This window comes from Asprobacillus argus, assembly GCF_032248395.1.
GTDB classification, from domain to species: Bacteria; Bacteroidota; Bacteroidia; order Flavobacteriales; family Flavobacteriaceae; genus Polaribacter; species Polaribacter argus.
This window is the reverse complement of record NZ_JAVTTO010000001.1, coordinates 162,323-183,727: the sequence shown is the minus strand read 5'-3', so window position 1 is coordinate 183,727 and position 21,405 is coordinate 162,323. Positions and strand designations below refer to the sequence as shown.

The window sequence follows — 21,405 nt, the reverse complement described above, 5'->3', positions numbered from 1 at the left end:
GAATAATGAAAGTAAGAGCTAACATATGCATGCTATTGATCTCATTGTTTTTGACTTTTCAGTCAAATGCACAAACAAAAGCTGTCTCTTTTCAGGAATTACTTCGCGAAGGGTTCAAGAATAACTACGCGATCAAGTTGGAAAATCTGAATGTAGATAAAGCTACCTATACATTATTAAGAGCCAATGGCTTTTTAAATCCGTACCTAGACTCGGAGGTAGTATATGGTTCAGGAGTTGATCCTACCATTACGAATAATGGAACACAGTATTTTCAAACTAATTTTGTACTTCCAACCAAATTAGGAATAGACTTTTATTCTGGAGCTAGACTCGAGAGGACCGATCTTATACAAGAAAGTTTTATTTTAAATAGCTCTGGAGCATGGGTTGGAGCAACGATTCCACTCTTAAGAGGGTTAGGAAAAAGTAGTGCGGCAAACACATTTATAGAAACGTCAAAAATAAATGAGAAAGCGTTAAAAGAACAGTTTTCTAACCAAGTTCTTATCTATTTTAATGAGATGCTGCTTACTTATTTGACACTGCAGGAAAATACGAAGCGATATGAGATTGAACAAAATACACTAGCCGAAGCAAAGAAATATCATGAATACATTTATTCGTTGGCTAAGAATGACCAAATCCCTCAGGTTGAGAAAAACAGAGCAGATGCCTTTGTAGAACAAAAAACACAACAAGTTACTATTGCAAACTTAGACGCTTTGGGGACCTATTATAGCACTAGAATGCTTTTAGGAAATAATGCTATTACAGTAGATTCAATTCCAAATTTAATGGATGTCATTCCTGACCCAAATAAGGAGAAAATGATAACATATATAGCGGCTAGAAAGTTTAATCTAGAAACGCTGGTGAAGAACACGCCACAATATAGGAATATTGCATTAAGAGTCGAGGAGAATAAATTATTACTTAAAAATGCTCAAAATCAAAAACGGAATCAGCTAGATCTCGATGTGAAAGTTTCTCGATTTGGTATGATCCAAAATGGAGGCTATAATTTCAGTAATACATTAAGAAGTACATACCCAGGTTATAGTGTATTGGTATCATTAACACATAATTTACCAATAAGTAATCAAAAGCAACGAGGAGCTTATTTGGAGCAACTAACGGAGTTAGATATATCAAAAACTTTTTTAGAACAATACATTTTTGAAAATGTCGTGAGCGCAAAATTAAATATAACGCTCTTAGAGCAAAAAATAGAGTTGTTTGAACAAACTAAAAAGATTGTAGCCTTAACCAAACAAAATTATTTAGACGAGAAAGAGAAGTTTAAATTAGGTAGCTCAACACAGATAGATATAACACTTTCTTTTGATAACTATTTTACGGCGATGAAATCGTTAAACACACTGAAATATGACATATGGAGAAATTATGTAAGCCTTAAATTTAAACTAGGCGAGTTGCCTAATAATGAGCAAGAATTAAATGAGTTTACATTGCTCAAATTATTTTAAGAATTGCAAGAAGATATAATATAAAAACACCGATTTGAAGAAACGGTATCCCCCAATACTATTTAGCGTTTTAGAAAACGCCAAATTGCATCCTTTGCGAACTGCGATTGTATGCGGCAACGCCAAAGTCACGTATCAAGATTTAGAGGATCGTATGAACGCCTTGACGTGCTCTTTGAAAGAAAGAAACATTAAAAAAGGGGACGCTGTATCTGTAGTGCTTAAACCCAGTATAGAATTTGTTGTTAGTATTCTAGGAATTATGAGTGCGGGAGCAACGTATGTACCCATATCGATTAATTTTCCAAAAGAAAGAATAGCACATATTATTGATAGTTCTGAAAGTAGCTTGGTTATTACAAATGAAGAGTATAAGGAGTCGTTGGTACCTGCGTCGTATGACTATTTTATCTACGATACTTTAGAGCTAACAAAAGCCTATCCTAAACCAGATCTAGCTATTTTAGAAGAAGATCTGGCGTATGTGCTTTTCACATCGGGATCTACGGGTCAGCCAAAAGGGGTAAAAATCCGTCATACAAATTTGTCGTATTACACCTCTTGGACAGCAGAGTTTTTCAAAACAACCGTCCAAAATAAACTGCCACTAACCTCAGATATAAATTTTGCAGCTGCAGTTTCTCAACTATTTTCATGTTTGTTAACAGGAGAAACCCTACATATAGTAGAAGGTTTATTGAATGATCCAGAAAAATTGTTTAGCTGGTATACCGAGCATCCTGATTTCGGACTCTATTGTGTTCCTTCAGTTTGGACACTAGCGCTAGAGTGGTTTAAGAAACGCAAAAACGGTCAGGTTTTACATCCGCCAAAAGCATTATTTCTTTCTGGAGAAGATGTATCTCAACATCTTATTCAAGAAACGCAAAACCTTTTTCCTAGTACACCTATTTGGAACCTATATGGGCCTACGGAAGCGGTGGCAAATTTAAGTTGTAAGAAGGTTACATCAGCAGAGGACATCTCTATTGGAAATCCATTACCGGGCACCAGTTTTTACGTAGTAAAAGAAGATGGAAACGAAGCGGCTTTAGGAGAACAAGGGTTTCTATATGCATCAGGACCTGGAATTTCAAATGGCTATTTAAAAAATGATCCACTTACTCAAGAAACGTTTTTTAAGTATGATTCGGAAAATGATGGTACTGTTACAGTATATAATACAGGAGATGTTGTTTCCAGGGTTGGCGAAAATGAATATCGATTTTCAGGAAGAAAAGACCAACAGGTAAAGATCAACGGACAGAGAATTGAACTCGGAGAGATAGAAAATGTGTTAACAAATTATACTGCGGTTGCCAAAACTGTGGTATTATTTGAAGAAGAAACTTTAGTAGCCTATGTAAAAAATGGAAGTTCTAAAAAAGTAGGTATTCAAGAACTACGAACACATCTGTTAGATTTTTTACCCAGTGCGGCAATTCCGGAAAAATGGAATTTTATTGATGAGTTTCCGGTTTTAGCCAATGGTAAGATTGATAGAAAACAATTGCCAAAGCTCGATTTTTCAAGACCAGAACTTAATACTGCCTATATAAATCCTTCAAATGAGCAAGAAGAAAAAATAATAGCGCTTTTTGAAAAAATAGTACAAGTTGAAGGCATTGGATTACAGGATAACTTCTTTGACCTTGGAGGAAATTCATTGAAAATGATCTCTTTACTAATCGAAGTAGAAGAGGTGTTTTTCCAAAAGATAAGCTTCCAGCACTTTTTCAAGGACCCTACTCCTGCAGCATTGTTGGCCTCTTTTTCAGAAGAAACACTCGTTAAATCCATTCCGCAAGGACCTAAAAGAATACATTCAGAAAGAATTGAACTCAGTGTTCCACAAAAGGCCCTGTTCTTTTTCTTGCAGGCAAACCCAAAGAATACCTCGTATAGCATAGCCTATTCAATAGCACTTAAAGGGGCAATAGATCTCGAGCAATTAGAACAGGCAATTCAAACCATAATAGAAAACAACGAATTACTGTCTTCTAAACTTAAAGTAGAAGACGGAAATCCATATTTCAGTAGAGAGAAGAAGGATGTTAGATTAGTCTTAGAAACGGCAGAGGATATACTTCCTTCAGAAAGAACACGATTTATAGATGATAGTATTTCTGCTATGGCAGCAACTCCTTTCACTTTTGATGGAGATTTGTTTAAGATTAAATTGTATAAGGTAAATGAGGATACTTATGTATTAGGATTTGTGGTAAGTCACCTTGTTTTTGATGGAGAATCTTTACCTAATTTTATTCAACAATTAGCTGCTCTTTATAGCGCAGGTTCGCCGAATACAGACCTGTTACCAGTGGTATCTTTTTCTGAGATCACTCAGTTAAGAGCCAACTATGAAAAGTCAGAAGGATATAAAGAAAGTATAAGCTTTTGGAAGCGATATTTAAAAGATGTGAGAGCAATACACGGCTTACCAAAGATCTATAAGGAAAAAGAACATTACTCTTTTGAATCAGGAACGATACTCGCCAATATTGATAGCTCATTAAGAAAAAAACTACAACATTTAGCAGCAGAGAAGGATGTCACCCTAAATATGCTGTTATTGAGCGCTTTTGCTTCAACCTTATATAGAATTGGTAAACAAGAAGAATACTTAATTGCTATGCCATTCGCGAATAGACTGTCTAAGGCAGAGCAAAAAAGTATAGGGTACTTTTCCAATACACTTTTTGTAAGAACGAAATGCGATAAACATAAGCCGTTTGATAAACTGGTTAATGAAATAAAATCAGATACTGTTCGAATACTAGATCATCAACAAACACCATTGGATGAATTGATGAAAATCTTACGAAAAGAAGGTGTCAATTTTACGTTGAATGCGTTTAAATTGTTATTTGCATATCATCAAACAGATCGTTATTCATTTCACAATAATGATTTACAAATACAAGCCAAAGAGGTTTCGAATGGGAATGCAAAATGTGATCTGCAATTCGAATGTTTTGATAATACCGATGAAATCACTTTAAAGGTTACCTATGATAAAGGCATAACTGATGAAGCCTTTGCATTACAGATGGTCAGAATCTTTAAACAAACGCTATCTGATGTTTTGGAAGATTTTACGGCTGAAATCGGAAGCATTCCTCAAATATGGAGTTCGGAAAAAGAAGTAGTTTTAAGAAATGGATTAGGACCAAAGGTAGATTTTCATTCGAAACTGACCTTATTTAACCTATTTCAAAAAGCATGCAGTGAGCATGGAGATGCTCCTGCAATTGAATTTTACGATACAGTTTTTACCTATAAACAACTGGAGAAAAAGATAATACTAACTGCATCACATCTAAAGAACTTAGAATTAAGAAAAGAACATCTGGTAGCCATCTATATGGATCACACTCCGGAAATGATCATTGCCATGTTGGCAATGGCTTCACAAGGAATCCCATATATCCCTCTAGACCCAACATACCCTTTTGAGCGAACAAAGTACATTCTAGAACATGCAGAAACAAATTGTGTATTAACAACCGCTAATCAATCTATTGATTTCTTAAGTGAAAATATACAAACTGTTTTTGTTGATCAACTTATTCAATCTGAAGAGGTTGGACAGAATATGGTTACGGAGGTTGTTCAAGACGACCTATTATATTTAATATACACTTCAGGTTCTACAGGGAAACCAAAAGGAGTTATGGTTCCAAATAAAGGCGTCGCCAATTATCTGTTGTGGATGCAACAAGCTTTTGGGACTAATGAAACTACTAAAATAGTAGCGAAAACGTCCATCAGTTTTGATATTTCCGCATGGGAGCTGTTCCTTCCGCTAATTTCAGGAGGAACGGTTGTATTGAAAAAAAGAGCAGATATAGAATCTCCAGAGCAAATTGCCGCTGTCATAAATGAACATAAGGTTACTATAGCTCAATTCGTACCTTCTGGACTGAGATTGTTTAATGATGCGAATATGTTTGGTTCCATAGATTCATTAAAACAGGTATTCTGTGGAGGAGAAAAAATGCCAATAAGTCTGAAAAATGAGGTTGCACAACAATTCACAGGATCATTACATAATTTATACGGACCTACGGAGGCAAGTATTTTTATGGCGCACCATAGATGTTTAGGAAGTTCTGAATATGTTAATGTTCCTATAGGAAAGCCTATTATTAACAGTGCTATGTATGTGTTAGATGATGACTTACAGTTGGTGCCAAGAGGAGTCCCTGGACATTTATATATCGGAGGAGATATTCTAGCTAAAGGTTATTGGAAGAATAAGGTACAAACTGAAAACGCATTTGTTCCTGCCTCAAAAGATATTGATTCAAAAACAATATATAAGACAGGTGATGTTGGGAGAATGTTAATGGATGGAAATTTTGAATTTCATGGAAGAAATGATACTCAGATAAAGATTCGAGGATATCGTGTGGAACTAGGAGAAATAGAAATAGCTATTCAAAAGTATCCTGGAGTTCGTCAGGCAGTTGCCTATAAGAATACCATGGATGTAGATGACGAACGATTAAATGCTTTGATTGTTTCTGATGTGAGGATAAATATCGACGATCTCAAAAGAGCACTTGGGCAAGAACTACCAAAGTATATGATCCCTTCTTTTATATACGATGTCGTAGAAATCCCAAAATTACCAAATGGTAAAATAGATTTCAACGCATTGCAAGAGAATACACAGAAAAAAGCGATCAATACAAATGGAACACATTTTAATACACAGAATACAAAACAAGATAAAAGTGATATAGAAGCATCTATTTTTAAGATTTGGAGTGAAGTAATAGGGCACGAAGATTTTTCGTTAACAGACAATTTCTTTGATGCAGGAGGGCATTCAGTGCTTTTCCTCAAAATCAAAGAGCGATTAGATACATTGTTATCGACGAACTTTTCAATTATAGAATTGTATCAGTACCCAAATATTAAAGCACTGGCAGAAGAGTATAAAAAAAGATATGCAAATGTTATTTCTGATAGGGCAAGTTCCATCAGAAATAGAACTAAATTAAAAAAACAATCGTATGGAAGATCAAGAAGAAAATAAAGACAAGATAGCAATCGTAGGGATAGACTGTCGTTTACCTGGAGCGAATAATGCACAGGAGTTTTGGGAAAACCTGGTAAAAGAGAAAGAGTCTTTAGTAGAGTTTACCGAAGAAGAATTAAAGGAGGCTGGAGTATCACCAAAGACCTATAACAACCCTAATTATGTAAGAAGAAGAGGTGTGGTTAGAGACGCAGAAATGTTTGATGCGGAGTTCTTCAATTTTACGCCAAGAGAAGCGGAGTTATTAGATCCGCAACATAGACTTTTTCTTGAGTGTGCATGGCATGCATTAGAAGATGGAGGAATCGATCCGTTTAATACAGATAAGAAAGTTGCCGTTTTCGGAGGAACTGGATCTCCATATCATCTTTTAGATACTATTGAAAACGAATCTGTGTTAAAGTATGCAAACGGTACTTCGATTATTACTAGTAATGATAAAGATTATGTTACCACACGTGTCTCGTATAAGTTAAACCTAAAAGGACCCAGTATTAATGTACAAAGTGCTTGTTCTACTTCTATGGTTGGTGTTGTTATGGGAATTGATAGCTTACTAAGCTATCAGTCAGATGTAGTGTTAGCAGGAGGAGCTACTGTAGAACTCCCAGTAACCAAAGGATACACCTATCAGGAAGGGAGTTTAGAATCTCCCGATGGGAAATGTAGAACTTTCGATAAGGATGCGCAAGGAACAGTCTTTAGTAGAGGGTGTGGTGTTGTAGCATTAAAAAGATTAGAAGATGCTATAGAAGATAAAGACCATATTTATGCAGTTGTTTTAGGTGGAGCTATTAATAATGATGGAAATAGAAAAGCGGGGTATACAGCACCGAGTGTGCAGGGTCAGGTAGAAGTGATTACAGAAGCACTTGAGTTTTCTGGCATAAGCCCTCGTTCCATTTCTATGGTAGAAGCACATGGTACAGCAACTCCAGTTGGAGATCCTATTGAGGTGTCGTCACTTACCGAAGCATTTTCTCAGTATACAGACGATAAACAATATTGTGCTTTAGGGTCTGTGAAAACTAATATTGGTCATACCGATGTGGCATCAGGAGTCGCTAGCCTTATTAAAACTTCGCTAAGTTTAAAGCACGGTATTATACCTGCTTCCTTAAATTATAACGAGTCAAATCCAGCGATCAATTTTAATGAAAGTCCATTTTTTGTAAACACAAAAACAAAACAATGGGAAAAGAACGGAGTTCCTAGAAGAGCGCTTATAAATTCCTTTGGAGTTGGTGGAACCAATGCTTGTGTAATCTTGGAAGAGCCGCCTCAACTCAAAAAAGCAGAAGAAAAAGAACAGTATGATTCCCTTTTTCTTTCCGCGCATAGTAAAAATTCTTTCGAGAATTATTGTAAAGAAGTAAAAGCCTATTTAGAAGAACACCCTGACACAAACCTAAGTCAGTTTGCGCATACATCAAGGGTGGCTAGAAAACCGATGAAATATAAAGCTGTGTTTCCTTTTAAAGAATACACTGACCTGTTACAGAGTTTGGAAAAGTCGTCACCATTAAGACAAGCTACTTTGGCAAGTAAAGATTTGGTGTTCATGTTTCCAGGTCAAGGAAACCAGTTTATAAATATGGGACGTGAACTATATGAAAACATTCCTGATTTTAAAGAATGCATTGATTACTGTGCAACAACACTACAAGCTATTATTGGTATAGATATTCGTACAATTATATTTCCTTCAGACGAAGATCAGGAAAAATCCAAAGAGCAAATAGATCATACCTATATCACACAACCTGCGATCTTTATGATCAGCTATGCCTTAGCAAATACATTACAAAACTATGGAGTAAAGCCAGAGAAGTTGATAGGTCATAGTGTAGGTGAATATGTAGCTGCCGCGATTGCTGGGATCATGTCTTTAGAGGACGCGTTAAAATCGGTTGCCATAAGAGGGAAGCTCGTTTTTGACCTCCCGCAAGGATCTATGTTAGCCGTATTAATGAGTGAAGAGGAATTGTTAAAGATTCTCCCTAAAGAACTGTGTGTTGCGGTTATTAATAGCCCTGAATTAGTAGTTGTTTCTGGCGAAACTCAACATATCGAAGCTTTTGCTAAAAAATTAAAAGAAGACAAGGTATTTAATAAGTTGCTGCCTACATCTCATGCGTTTCACTCTACCATGATGGAGCCTTGTTTAGAAGAGTACGCTAACTTCTTTAAAACGGTTTCTTTACATGTACCAAAAATTCCAGTTATAAGTACTGTTACTGGTAAGGTTTTAACCGATGAGGAAGCGCAAAGTCAAGAGTATTGGATCAATCATGTGGTAGATCCAGTAAGGTTTGGAGATGCTGCTTCGCAAGTATTAGAGAATGAATCTGCTGTGTTTTTTGAGTGCGGTCCGGGACAATCTTTAGAATCAGCAGTTAAAAGAAGGATAACGAAAGAAATGAAACACGCGGTTATCTCTACATTGCAAGATAAAACAGATGCAGTTATTTCAATGGATTATGCCTTAGGTAAGTTATGGATGGAAAATATACCTGTTGATTTTGATACTAGATACGATTCTTCTGCATATGATAAAATGCCATTTCCATTGTTACCTTTTAATCGCAAATCGTATTTGGTAGATTTTTCTGCAAAATCTTCTAATATGGCGTTAGGAGAAAACACAAAATCACCTATGGTAGAGGATTGGTATTTTGTGCCATCATGGAAAAAAACGAGTGCCATAGATTTTCTTCCGAAAATAGAAAAAGAAGCCGTATCTACTATAGATAAGTGGTTGATTTTTATCGATGGCGAATTGTCCAAATCCATCGTAGAAAAACTACAAGATCAAGGTAAAACATACTATACTGTTCAACAAGGAAGTAGTTTTGATCAAGATGGAAATATGTTTACCATCAACCCTGCAAAAAAGGAAGATTATGAAAGACTTTTTGAAGCTATTAATGAAGAAAACATTGGCTTAAAAGTAGTATACACATGGTCTTTTTCAGAAAATGATAACCTTATTTCATTGGAGAATGCGGCAGAGGAATTAAATACTAATTTCTATAATCTTTTATACTTAGAAAAAGGAATCATTACGAACAATATTATTGAGAATGTACGGGTTGTATCCTTGATAAATGATGGATTTGACGTTGTTGGAACCGGAAATGCAAGACCTGAAAAAACTCTGGCCATTGGTCCTATGAAAGTGTTGTTTAAAGAACACTTAGGGATTTCTACACAGTTGATCAATATTACAGCAACGACCCCAAATAATGTGTCAAAACTGGCCGATCAGATCGTTAAAGAAGTAAATTCAGAAACAGATGAGAATATTATTTCATATTCAGGATTGAACAGATGGACGCAGACATTTGAACAAATAAGAGTCCCTAATGATGGAGATACAAAGCTGTTAAAGGATAACGGCGTATATATTATCACGGGGGGATCTGGTGGTATTGGTAGAGTATTGTCGGAGTTGATTGCTAAAAAGGTACAAGGAGCTACTATAGTTTGGACAGGAAGAAAAGCGTTTCCTGATAGAAAGGATTGGGGTGCTTTATTGATGGATGATAACACAGATTCCGTTTTAAAAGAAAAGATCAAAACAATTCAAAAGGTAGAAGAACTAGGTTCTAAAGTTGCATATTACAGTGTTGGAGTATTGGATTTTGAGAAAATGCGACAAACTTTTGATGCTGTTGAAGAGAAATACGGAGCTATCAATGGTGTAATTCACTCTGCAGGTGTTGCTGGAGGAGGCGTTGTAGCGTCTATTGATAAAGAAAGAATAGCACCAGTAATTGAACCTAAGGTACAAGGAACGCTTATTTTGAAAGAGCTTTTAAAAGATAGAGATGTCGACTTTATTTATTTATTTTCTTCTATAACTGCCATCTTAGGTGAAGTTGGAAGAGTAGATTATATTGCTGCAAACTCATTTATGGATGCATGTGCGAATGCGCCCGGATGGTTGCATGATAAGGCCGCAGTAAGCTCGATAAACTGGGGGCAATGGGGACTAGTAGGAATGGCTGCGGATTGGAGAATGGAGACCTTAAAGAATAAGAACAATCAATCTGGTCATAAAGTGATTGGGCATTCATCTGAAAATTACCCAATAGAGCTGTCATTTTCTCATAAGACTGAGAATGAATCATGTCATCAAATACATATAGATATTGATAAGCACTGGATCTTTAAAGAACACTTATTGACCAGTATTCCAACAATGGTTGGAACATCATATATCGAAACATTGATCAAATGGAAGGAAAAAGAAGGAATAACGGGGGATCTAACACTTAAAAACACGACATTCTTATCACCATTAATGATTATGCCAAATATGCTGAGAGATCTGTATCTGTTTTGCGATCAGAAATCAGATGGACATTATACATTTACTTTTAAGAGTATTACCAGCGGAAGCTCGGTAACTGATCAAAGTGGATGGCAGGATCACTTTACTGGAGAAGTTATTTTTAAAGAACATAAAGATCTTGAAAAAATTGACGTAGATGCATTGTTAAATGCCATGCTTAAAGAGGATGATAGTCCTCATAAGCTGGTGATCACAGATGGAAATAATAAACCTACACTACAATATAGTAAGCGTTGGGATTGTAAAGAAAAGATACATATTGGAGAAGGTGAATGGCTGACAAAAATGTCCTTGAATGATGAGTTCAAAGATGACTTTTCATATTTCTTCTTACATCCGGCAATGATGGATGTTGCTACATCTGCTCACTTTGGTTATATGGATGATGTAAAGAGTAGTTATTTACCGTTCTCCTATGGAGCTGTAAATATATATGCACCTTTTAAACAAGAGTTTTATGCCTATGCGAAGGTTTCAGAGGAGCAACCAAAAGAGAATCACCTTTCTTTCGATTTCCAATTATTTGATGTAGAGGGTCAATTAATCGCAGATGTGCTGGATTATTCCTTTGTAAAATTAGCTGATGTTTCTGAAAATAATACCACCAAGGAGAGCACAGAAGAAGTTGTTTTAGAAGCATTAGAAGATGATATCTTACCTAATGAAGGCGAAGAAGTATTGGAAACAATGCTCTGTAATGATAACCTTCCACAGGTAATCATTTACGTAAAAGATCTTTTAAGAGATATGGACGACTCCAGACACTCGGTTCTAATTAAGAAGAGAAAAGAAAAGATTACAAGTGCAAAGAAAGTAGCTGACGTAGATGATAGGCCAGATATAGACACGCCTTACGTTAAACCCGAAAATGAAATAGAAGTAACTATTGCAGCAGTATGGACAGCAATTTTAGGAATTAACAAAATTGGGTTGAATGACGCTTTTAATAGTTTAGGAGGGAATTCACTATTAGCAATTCAAGTAGTATCTGGTATCAAAGATGAATTTGATGTTGCTATTTCTACGGACGAGTTTGTAAATAACCCAACCGTATTTAAATTAGGAGAATTGGTGCTGGAAAAAATATTAGGAGAACACTCAACAGAAGATCTTGAAAAACTTTTGAACGAATAATCTATGAATGATTTTTTAAAGAAAATAAAAAGCTTACCACCAGAAAAACAGGCAGAATTGTTAGCGAAGCTGACAAAGTCTAAGAATAAAACCGTAAAAAAAGAAGTAGATCTTTCTAAGAACTTTGAATACACCTTTAATTCTGAAACACCATTTGATTTCGGCTTGCGCCAAATTGAAATTTCTGACCCTGGACCAGACTATGTGCAGATCAGAGCAAAAGCTTCTAGTTTAAATTTTAGAGATGTCATGATCGCATCTAAACAATACCCTAGTTCTCCAGGTGTGCCTACCAATATGGGATCTGATTATGCAGGTATTGTAGAAAAAGTTGGGAGCAATGTGACTAATCTTAAGCCTGGAGATGAGGTAATATCTATCCATATCGGGCATACGGAGAATGATGAAACCTTACGAGATAACTGTCATTTTATCAAAACTTTTAATGTACATAAAGAATGTGTTTGTTTAAAGCCAAAGAATTTGTCTTTTGTAGAAGCAAGCTGTATTCCTACGGTGTTCTTAACGGCTTATATTGGATTGATCAAGTTAGGACGATTATCTGCTTCTGAAAACTTACTGATTCATACAGCTTCGGGAGGTGTCGGATTGTCGGCAGTTCAAATAGCAAAATGGAAAGATGCTACTATATATGCTACGGCTGGTACGGTCGAAAAGCGAGACCATCTAAAAAAAGAAGGTATTGAATATGTATATGATTCAAGATCTACGGAGTTTGCGCAGGCCTTAAACTCGGAACATATAGAAATGGATATTGTTTTGAACACGCTTGCAGGAGAATTGATGTTTGAGAGTATTAAATTATTAAATCCATTTGGTAGATTTATTCATATTGACAAAAAGGACATCGCAAAAGATACTTCATTTGGTATGAAGTTGTTCAGTAATGGTATTGTATTTCAGTTTTTGGATATTTCGTTGCTCTTTCTGAACCCTACTTTAATGAACTCTTCGCTACAAGAGATCGTTGCACTATTCGAAAAAGAAGCATTTAAACCGATTTTTCATACCGTATACCCTGTTAAAGACCTAAAAAAGGCCATTACAGCTATGTCTAGAGGAACACATATTGGTAAATTAGTGGTCAAATACGATTAAAAGTAAAAATCGAATGCAAGACTCTTTAAAAGATAAATTAAAAAACCTCAGTCCAGATCAGATACGAAAGCTCTTGGCTTCAAGAAATAAATCTGGAGGAGGTACTGTTAAAAAAGAGTTTGAAAAAATGCCGCGAAATCCTGAAAGAAGATATCCATTGTCTAGAGCTCAGGAACGGATTTGGTTTTTATCTTATTTGTTTAAAAACAGTTCGTTATACAATATCCCGATAGCAGTAAAATTGTATAAAGATGTTTCTGAGGAGACATTAAGAATAGCTCTACAACAGGCAGTTATTAAAAACGAAATACTAAGAACTACTTTTCACGAAGAGAATGGAAGTGTTTTCCAACGAATACATGAATCATATACACCTACATTAAGTTACGAGGATATTAGTAGTAACAATACTGATAAGGATAAAGAAGTAGAAGCAATTGCCTTGGCACATTCTGCTATACAATTTGATCTTACGGAGCTTCCGTTGTTTTCAGCCAAGTTGGTAAAGCTTGCTAAAAATGAGTTTGTATTGTTTTTAAACCTACAACATATTATTTCTGACGGTTGGACGAATGCATTGTTGTCTAATGATTTGAACTTAGATGCTCAAAGTGCACGATTAAGCCCTCAAAAGGAATATGGATATATAGATTTTGTAAAATGGGAGCAAGATTGGATGCGCTCAGAAACGTATCGCGAACAAATACGTTTTTGGAAAGAAAAATTATCGGATTTACCAACAACAGCGCGTTTTACAAGGGATTTTTATACTACTACAGATTCATATGAAGGAAGCTTGTTGGTATATGACTTTCCCGATGAAACATGGCAAAAGATACATTCGTTTTGCAAAAACAATAACTATACGGCCTTTCAGTTTTTTCTCGTCTGTTTTTCTGTTGTAACAAGTGTGTACACACAAGAAAAAGACTTAATTATAGGCACACCGGTTGCCAATAGGAACGCACGATATTTCCATAAGACATACGGGCTTTTCTTTAATTCCCTACCTATGCGTTTGCAAGTGGATATGAATATTTCATTCTATGAATTGATGAAAAGGTCTATTGAAAATGTAAATCAGTATATGAATAGACAAGAGGTTCCTTTTACAGAAATAATCAAAGCAGTAAATCCCAAAAGGAACTTAGAAGAGAATGTATTGTTTAATACGCATTTTGCCTATCAACATTTTCCTAAAAAGAATAAAGAAGATGAGTATGCCATGCTGCCAATAGATTATAAAATGTCGAAGTTCGATGTGAATTTATGGGTAGAAGTAGCTGGAGATGATTGCAAACTGTCATTGACTTATAAGAATACCAGAATTTCCAAGGCGAAGATTGAACGGTTTTTAAAGCATTATCAACATCTAATTGATTCCGTAATAGAGAATCCGGAACAGCTGATACGTAAGCAAACCGTATTTCCTAAAAATGAAATTTCCGTACTGTCCGGAAAGAACGTTGACCATTCGGAAGAATCCTGGTTAGAGTTATTTTACACATCATTAAAGAAGTCTCCTAATGCAATTGCTGTAGTTGATTCTAATGAAGAAACTACCTATTCGGAGTTAAATCGAAAAGCCAATGCCTTAGCAGCATTGTTTCAACAGAAAGGAATCAACGAAAGAGGTGTTGTTATATTGGATACAGGTAGAAATACAACATTCATTATTGGAATAATAGCCTGCTTTAAAAGTGGGATTACCTATTTGCCCATCGATTCAAATATTCCTGAGGAAAGATTAAATTATATTGTAAGAGATAGTAAGGCTTCTGCCATTTTTTCGAATAAAAAAATAGAAGATATTCTATGTATTTCAATAAACGAGTTGATCGATAAGTCTCTTGACGATGAGATTAATATAACGTTGAAAAAAAATGACATTGCCTATATCATATATACTTCTGGAACCACTGGAAAACCCAAAGGAGTGCAAGTCTCTCACAGTGCTTTATTGAATTACACTAAGGGAATGAAAGATGTTCTTAATGACAATCAACTACAAACGTTTGCTCACGTGTCTGCCATTCAAGCTGATCTTGGAAATACGGCTATTTTTCTGGCATTAGGTGCTGGGGCAGCTCTTTTACTTCCTTCTGAAGATATGATTGTAGATCCCTTGTTATTGCGTAATTTCTTCAAATCCTATCCTGCCGATGTTCTCAAAATAGTTCCTTCTCATCTAGAAGCATTTTCAGAGCAGATATCAGATATCTTACCCATTAAACTATTGATATGTGGAGGGGAAGCCATGTCTAGTTCATTATTAGCAAAACTTAAGGATAGTGGACCGGAAAAGCTTAGGGTGATTAATCATTACGGTCCGACAGAAACAACTATTGGTGTGCTCACGCATGAGTTGGATATGCATCAAATGGAATATCCTATTCCTGTGGGAAAACCACTACACAATACTACTATTTGCCTTATGGATGAATATGCTCAACCGGTCCCAGTTGGAGTAGAAGGTGAGATTTATATTAGCGGTAACAATTTGGCAAATGCATATATAAATGACTCCGTACTTACTTCTGAGAAGTTTTTAGAGTTAGAGGGAAACAGATTTTATAAGACAGGAGATAGAGGAGTCATTAACAATGTAGGAAACCTTCTTTTTTTAGGTAGATCTGACTCTCAAGTTAAAATCAATGGATTTAGGATCGAGTTAAGAGAAATAGAAAGTATTTTAAAAAGTCATGATGATATTGAGAACACTTGCGTATTTCTGAATGATGACGATAAGATCTTTGCCGCAGTGCAAAGCTCTAATGAGCTAACTTCGAATACGCTTGTATCTTATATGAAAAGATATGTGTCAGAACTATTCGTTCCTACCTTTTCTTTTGTTGAAAGTATCCCATTGACCAGTAATGGAAAAATAGATTATCAACAGTTAAAAGAGTTTGCCATTCATGTTAAGGAAGATGACATAGAAATAGGACCGCGAGATTTTTTTGAAATAAAATTATTAGAATTCTACAAGGAACTATTTCCAACTACTGCCATTTCTATAGAAGATAGCTTTTTTGATGTAGGAGGGCACTCTTTATTGGCAATACAATTAATGTCAAAGATTAACATAGCGTTTAATAGCGAATTGGTCATTGCCAATTTGTTTAGCCATAGCTCAATTAAAGAGTTGGCTGGATTGTTACGAAATAATTCGAAGGGCTTGACAACCACACAAAACCCGATTGCATTAGTAGACAATCAGCAAGAAGAAAAAAGTGTATGGATTCATCCAGCAGGAGGAAATGTCATGTGTTATTACCCAATTGCAACGGCACTTTCTTCAGAGATGGATACTTTTTCGTTCGATTATACATATCCCAAAGATGACAGTTCAAAGCTGTCTTTAGAAGAACTTGCGAGTAGTTACTTTAAGACATTGTTAGAACAAGAATTTACATCGAATCTGGTTTTGGCAGGCTGGTCCATGGGAGCCCTGATCGCACATCAAATGGCATGTTTATTTACGCAAGAGAATACAAAAATTCCACTAGTATTGCTGGATCAACCGGCAACAAGTATTGGAAAGGATGAGGATGTTTCTTATAAGGATCGTTTGTTTACCTATCTGAATAAAGTACACATTTTCACAAGCGGGCAATTTGATAGAAGAATTATAGAGAAAGACACGGTTGATCATCAAGGAATACTGGATGAGTTTATTAGAGTGCAATTAACCCCTGAAGAAACAACACTAGAGAATTTTAAAATTTTTCTAGATACGCTGGTAATGCATAATGAAATTGTGACTGAATTTGTACCTCGAAAATATGAAGGCCCAGTACTATTATTAAAGGCTAGTGAAAACCTTATGGTAGATAAAAATCCATTAGTCGAAACTGAGGATTTAGGTTGGAAAAACTATTGCTCAAACCTGACCATTATGCATGTACCTGGTAATCATATTACCATGATGAATACAGAAAATTCTAAGGTTATTGCAAGTACAATTCAGCACTGGCTGCAAAAACAGACTAAAATATGACACAGATAGAAACATATTTTGTCCATTTCATTGAGGGTGATCAAAAAAAACGCTTAGTATTATCTAAAGCTTTTTATGACAATACTGTTCAGGAACTTCGATCTTTACTTTCTCCCGAGGAAAAAGAGCTATTGGAAAAATTTAAAGTGGCGAGTAGACGAAATGAGTTTATTGCAGGAAGGTTACTTGCTAAGAATAGTATTGCTGCTATTGAGGACAAACTGGAGCCGAGTGTGATGAATATTACACATGGAATATGGGGATTCCCTTTACTTACTACAAAAGAAATTCAGAATATGTGGATCTCTATTGCGCATAGCAAAGCGTATGTCGCTGCTGTTGTTACTGAAACAAGTAGGTATCCGATCGGAATAGATATTGAGGAAATATCTAAGGAGAATGAATCGTCGTTGGCACATTTTTTAGCCAGCTATGAAGCAGATTTAACTTTAGAAAAAAAACATATATACTGGGCAGCAAAAGAAGCTGTAGCAAAGGCATTACGAACTGGATTTACGATTCCTGAACATCTTTTTGAAATATCAGAAGTGAACTATTCAGCTCGGATGTATACAATCAAATTCAAATACCTGATACGATTACAAGCCCTGGCATGGATTCATAATGATGTAGTAACCTGCATTGCATATCCGACAGAACTAGAGTTCAGATCTATTCAAAAACATAATTTTTCAATAACTAATACGTAACAATATGGGCAAAAGAATTTTTTTAGACGCATTCTTCTACCTGGGAGTCCCACTATTAATGTGGAACCTTTTTAGAGAAAACTTAGGCGATTACTACGCTATTTTATATGGAATGTTGCCAGCAGTGATTTATACCATTGCTATGGCGGTAATTAAGAAAGAATGGAATGTTACAGGTCTTTTCTTTCTTTCATTAATTTCATTGAATTTTGTATTTAACTTACTATCCAAAACAGCCGAACAAGAGCTTTGGAATGGTGTGTATATGAGTATTATTTCTATTGTTTTTTATCTGTTAACCATTGCTGTCAAAAGACCAATAGGTATGTACTTTTTTATAGACTATGCGTACGCAAAGGGAGTACCAAGAAAAGCATCTAAAACCTTGTATCGTTCTGCACAGAATTATCATTATTTCGTGCAGTTTACCTTGTTTTTAGTACTTAGAGAAGTAGTTGTTGGAGGTATCAAATCCTTTTTGATCTTCAATAAAGGAATTGAAGCGTTTAACACCATTCAGGTCACGAGTTCAGTACTTGGATATGTGTTTACAGGTCTTACGGTAGTCTATGTAATCTACATCATCAAAAAAACCAAACCACAATCTTAATCGTATTTTGAATGAAAAAAATGGATGATACCACACGGCAAAACCTAGGAATGGTTTCTAAAATGATCTATGGAAACTGGATGCAGCAATGCACCTATGCTTTCGCCGAGTTAGCCATGGCAGATGTTTTAAAAGAGGCTCCTAAAACCCATGCAGATTTGAGTAGAGAATTGCGCCTTAATGGAGCATATTTGAAACAATTTTTAAGATGTGTTGATGAATTAGGATATGTATCCTTTAACAAACAAACAAAGACGTATGCGCTTACAGATGTTGGAGCCATATTGGGAAGCGATCACCCATATTCTAAAAGGGCAGAAGCAAGATTAAACGGTGCCGAATACCGTTATATGCCATGGGGACACTTAGTGAGCATATTAAAAAATGGAAACGGAAAAGAATATTCACCTACAGTGGAAAATGGAACGCTTGATTTTTTACAAGACAAACCACAGCTCTTAGAAGTTTTTCATGAGGCCATGTTTAAGATATGGAAAACGGAAGACGCAAAAATTGTAGAAGCGTTCGACTTTAAACCTTTTAAAAAGGTGATGGATATAGGAGGAGGTAAAGGCTCTTTTTTGTTGTCTATGCTAGAACAAAACAATCACTTAGAAGGAGTTGTTTTTGATCTTGCAACAACATTCGATGAAGGGAATTTAAGTGAAGAAAATCAGTTAGCAGGAGATTTTTTCAATGAAGTTCCGGATGTGGCAGATTTGTATACCATGAAAAATGTAATTCATAATTGGCCCGAAAATAAGACGAAACAAATAGTAAACAATGTCAGAAAAGCAATGCTTTCTACAAATGGTATCGATACTCCTATAGGTGACAAAAGAATGTTGATCATAGAAAACATTTTGCCTGATGATGGAACTGGAGATATTTCTAATTGGATGAGTCTAAACTTTATGATTCTGGTAGATGGTCAGGAACGAAATAGGGAAGAATATAAAGAGTTGGGAGAAGAATGTGGCTTTCACTTAGAAAAAATCTACGCTACAGATACTAACAGACAGATCATCGAATATTCGTTATTATAATCTTGTTTCGGATAGATAAATCGCTATTTCGGACTTATAGGTTCTTGAAGAGGTAAGAAGTTCACCGTTTTTCAACTGAAATTGATAAGTATTATTACCAAGATACTTAGTGTCTTGTATATAGGTCTTTTTTAGAATCAGAGACCTATGAATTCGTAAAAAAACCTCGGGATTGATATTCTCATGAATAGAACGAATGGTTTTTCGATATAAATAGGTTTTTTCGTCAGTAATGATTCTCACATAGTTTCCATCACTTTTAAAATAGACAATATCGTCTATAAAGATCGTGGTTTCTCTACCTTTATTTTGAATGCTGAATTGAGATAGAAACTCGGAAGTTTTTGCTTCATAAGCCTGCATCAATTTTTTGATCCTACCTTCTATATGTGCTTCTTTTTTTTCTTTTTTAAGTGCAAATGCTCGATCCAGAGCAATACGTATACGGTCTTCGTCAAAAGGCTTTAATAGATAATCAACTGCATTTACTTCAAAAGCCTTAATAGCATAAGAATCGTATGCCGTGGTAAAAATAATATATGGATGCACCTTGAGTTTTGTTAATACTTCAAACCCGTTCATGTCTGGCATCTGTATGTCAAGAAAAATGATATCTGGTTCTTTTAAGTGAATTTTTTCGATGGCCTCGGCACCATTTTTACATTCGGCGATTACATTGATTTCATCATAAGGTTTCACCAATTTCAATAGCCGTTGTCTGGCTAAGTATTCATCATCAATAATAATACAACGAAGCTTCATAGTTATTAATTTATAGGGACACTAATTTTTGAAACATATAATTCTGGCGTGTTAAAATCGGCAGAAAACACAAAAAGATTTCCGTAAAATTGCTGCAACCTTTTTCTAATATTCAAATGCCCAAACCCTGTTCCTTCTGGTTTTACGTGATTACTTTTGACATTAAATGTATTTGATATTTGCATGGTTAACATCTCTTGTTTCAGTGTCTCATTCGATTCCAAAGTAAAGTTTATATGTATCTCTCCATCCGTTACAGTAGGAATAGCACCATATTTGATGGCATTTTCTACCAATGGTTGAAAGATCATATTCGGAATTTTTAAAGACAAAACTTCATCAGAAATGGTATATTTAATTACGACTCGATCTTGATACCTAACCTGTTCCAAATCCAGATAATCTTTTATAAAAGCGAGTTCTTCTTCAACAGTTACCAATTGTTCTGCATCGTATTCTAACATACTTCGCAATAGGCTCCCTAATTTACTCAGCATTTTTTGAGCATTTTTGGTGTCTATATCAATCATAGAAGCTATAGAATGTAATGTGTTGAACAAAAAATGAGGATGCAATTGCATTCGTAATGCATTGAGTTGTGCTGCGATCAATTGTTTTTGATTTTGGAGATATCTATTCTGATAGTCCATTGCCAAAAACAGCGCAACGATTACAAGTAGCTCAATAAAACTGGAAAAGGTTCCTAGTACTAACACTGTTCTATTATTTTGCCCCAGAAAAGTCTTCATATACCCACTACTCAGATAGTTTACAAAATCGTCTAATCTGGAAACGATCAATTGATGTAGGAATGCTAGTACAATGGCATACAAAAAGAAAGTAACTAGATTCTTTACGAAGGAACCATTACGTTTCTGTAAGTGTTTTGAGGTGGTATGGATAAAGGGAGCTAGAACGATCCAAGTGATATAGGTAATTATCAACTTAAGAGAAATAAGTAGCCAGCTGAACGTATAATTATATTGATTGATCAGATGATTTGTATATGCCTTGAGAATAAAAAAGACGGCTATCGCCAAAGCTGCGATGAACATCTTTTTTAAGGATACCGGAATATCTTTATAATATTGAACCACTTTTTTGATCATTCAAAAATTGCGTTTATTTTA

The 21,405-nt window shown here is 35.4% G+C and carries 10 protein-coding genes; 8 read left to right on the top strand and 2 right to left on the bottom strand.

The genetic code is table 11. The features are described 5' to 3' along the window. The first annotated feature begins 5 nt into the window (after positions 1-5). From RQM59_RS00845 to RQM59_RS00810, 8 genes are read left to right on the top strand one after another with little or no spacing between them, the layout of a single operon-like run. The gene (locus RQM59_RS00845; RefSeq protein ID WP_349240160.1) at positions 6-1,490 is read left to right on the top strand and encodes a TolC family protein; all 1,485 of its coding nucleotides are present in this window, start codon (positions 6-8) and stop codon (positions 1,488-1,490) included. Positions 1,491-1,524: 34 nt separating this feature from the next. Next, positions 1,525-6,534 carry an amino acid adenylation domain-containing protein gene (locus RQM59_RS00840; RefSeq protein ID WP_349240159.1) on the top strand — a complete coding sequence of 1,670 codons (5,010 nt, stop codon included), beginning with the start codon at positions 1,525-1,527 and terminating at the stop codon, positions 6,532-6,534. Further along, positions 6,512-12,028 (top strand): SDR family NAD(P)-dependent oxidoreductase, encoded by a 5,517-nt coding sequence (locus RQM59_RS00835; RefSeq protein WP_349240158.1) that lies wholly within the window; start codon positions 6,512-6,514, stop codon positions 12,026-12,028. Before RQM59_RS00840 ends, RQM59_RS00835 begins: the two co-directional genes overlap by 23 nt. A 3-nt stretch (positions 12,029-12,031) precedes the next feature. Beyond that, positions 12,032-13,147 carry a zinc-binding dehydrogenase gene (locus RQM59_RS00830; RefSeq protein ID WP_349240157.1) on the top strand — a complete coding sequence of 372 codons (1,116 nt, stop codon included), beginning with the start codon at positions 12,032-12,034 and terminating at the stop codon, positions 13,145-13,147. A gap of 13 nt (positions 13,148-13,160) precedes the next feature. Beyond that, positions 13,161-17,147 (top strand): non-ribosomal peptide synthetase, encoded by a 3,987-nt coding sequence (locus tag RQM59_RS00825; RefSeq protein WP_349240156.1) that lies wholly within the window; start codon positions 13,161-13,163, stop codon positions 17,145-17,147. Further along, complete coding sequence (locus RQM59_RS00820) at positions 17,144-17,857, top strand: 4'-phosphopantetheinyl transferase family protein (RefSeq protein WP_349240155.1); 714 nt, start codon at positions 17,144-17,146, stop codon at positions 17,855-17,857. The genes RQM59_RS00825 and RQM59_RS00820 overlap by 4 nt, the downstream gene beginning before the upstream one ends. Before the next feature lie 4 nt (positions 17,858-17,861). After that, positions 17,862-18,467 (top strand): VC0807 family protein, encoded by a 606-nt coding sequence (locus RQM59_RS00815; RefSeq protein WP_349240154.1) that lies wholly within the window; start codon positions 17,862-17,864, stop codon positions 18,465-18,467. Positions 18,468-18,478: 11 nt separating this feature from the next. Continuing rightward, positions 18,479-19,513: a methyltransferase gene (locus RQM59_RS00810; protein ID WP_349240153.1), complete on the top strand. Its 1,035-nt coding sequence runs from the start codon at positions 18,479-18,481 to the stop codon at positions 19,511-19,513. Here the strand turns inward: RQM59_RS00810 and RQM59_RS00805 are convergent. After that, entirely contained in the window at positions 19,508-20,275 is a 768-nt protein-coding gene (locus RQM59_RS00805; protein WP_349240152.1) for a LytR/AlgR family response regulator transcription factor, read from the bottom strand. The genes RQM59_RS00810 and RQM59_RS00805 overlap by 6 nt on opposite strands. Positions 20,276-20,280: 5 nt before the next feature. After that, on the bottom strand, positions 20,281-21,384 hold the full coding sequence (locus tag RQM59_RS00800) for a sensor histidine kinase (RefSeq protein ID WP_349240151.1): 1,104 nt from the start codon (positions 21,382-21,384) through the stop codon (positions 20,281-20,283). Positions 21,385-21,405: the final 21 nt, after the last annotated feature.

Bases quoted from the DNA above. Each gene is read 5' to 3' on its own strand.
- RQM59_RS00815 (WP_349240154.1), top strand. From the start codon at position 17,862: ATGGGCAAAAGAATTTTTTTAGACGCATTCTTCTACCTGGGAGTCCCA.
- RQM59_RS00845 (WP_349240160.1), top strand. From the start codon at position 6: ATGAAAGTAAGAGCTAACATATGCATGCTATTGATCTCATTGTTTTTG.
- RQM59_RS00825 (WP_349240156.1), top strand. From the start codon at position 13,161: ATGCAAGACTCTTTAAAAGATAAATTAAAAAACCTCAGTCCAGATCAG.
- RQM59_RS00830 (WP_349240157.1), top strand. From the start codon at position 12,032: ATGAATGATTTTTTAAAGAAAATAAAAAGCTTACCACCAGAAAAACAG.
- RQM59_RS00810 (WP_349240153.1), top strand. From the start codon at position 18,479: ATGAAAAAAATGGATGATACCACACGGCAAAACCTAGGAATGGTTTCT.
- RQM59_RS00820 (WP_349240155.1), top strand. From the start codon at position 17,144: ATGACACAGATAGAAACATATTTTGTCCATTTCATTGAGGGTGATCAA.
- RQM59_RS00800 (WP_349240151.1), bottom strand. From the start codon at position 21,384: ATGATCAAAAAAGTGGTTCAATATTATAAAGATATTCCGGTATCCTTA.
- RQM59_RS00835 (WP_349240158.1), top strand. From the start codon at position 6,512: ATGGAAGATCAAGAAGAAAATAAAGACAAGATAGCAATCGTAGGGATA.
- RQM59_RS00805 (WP_349240152.1), bottom strand. From the start codon at position 20,275: ATGAAGCTTCGTTGTATTATTATTGATGATGAATACTTAGCCAGACAA.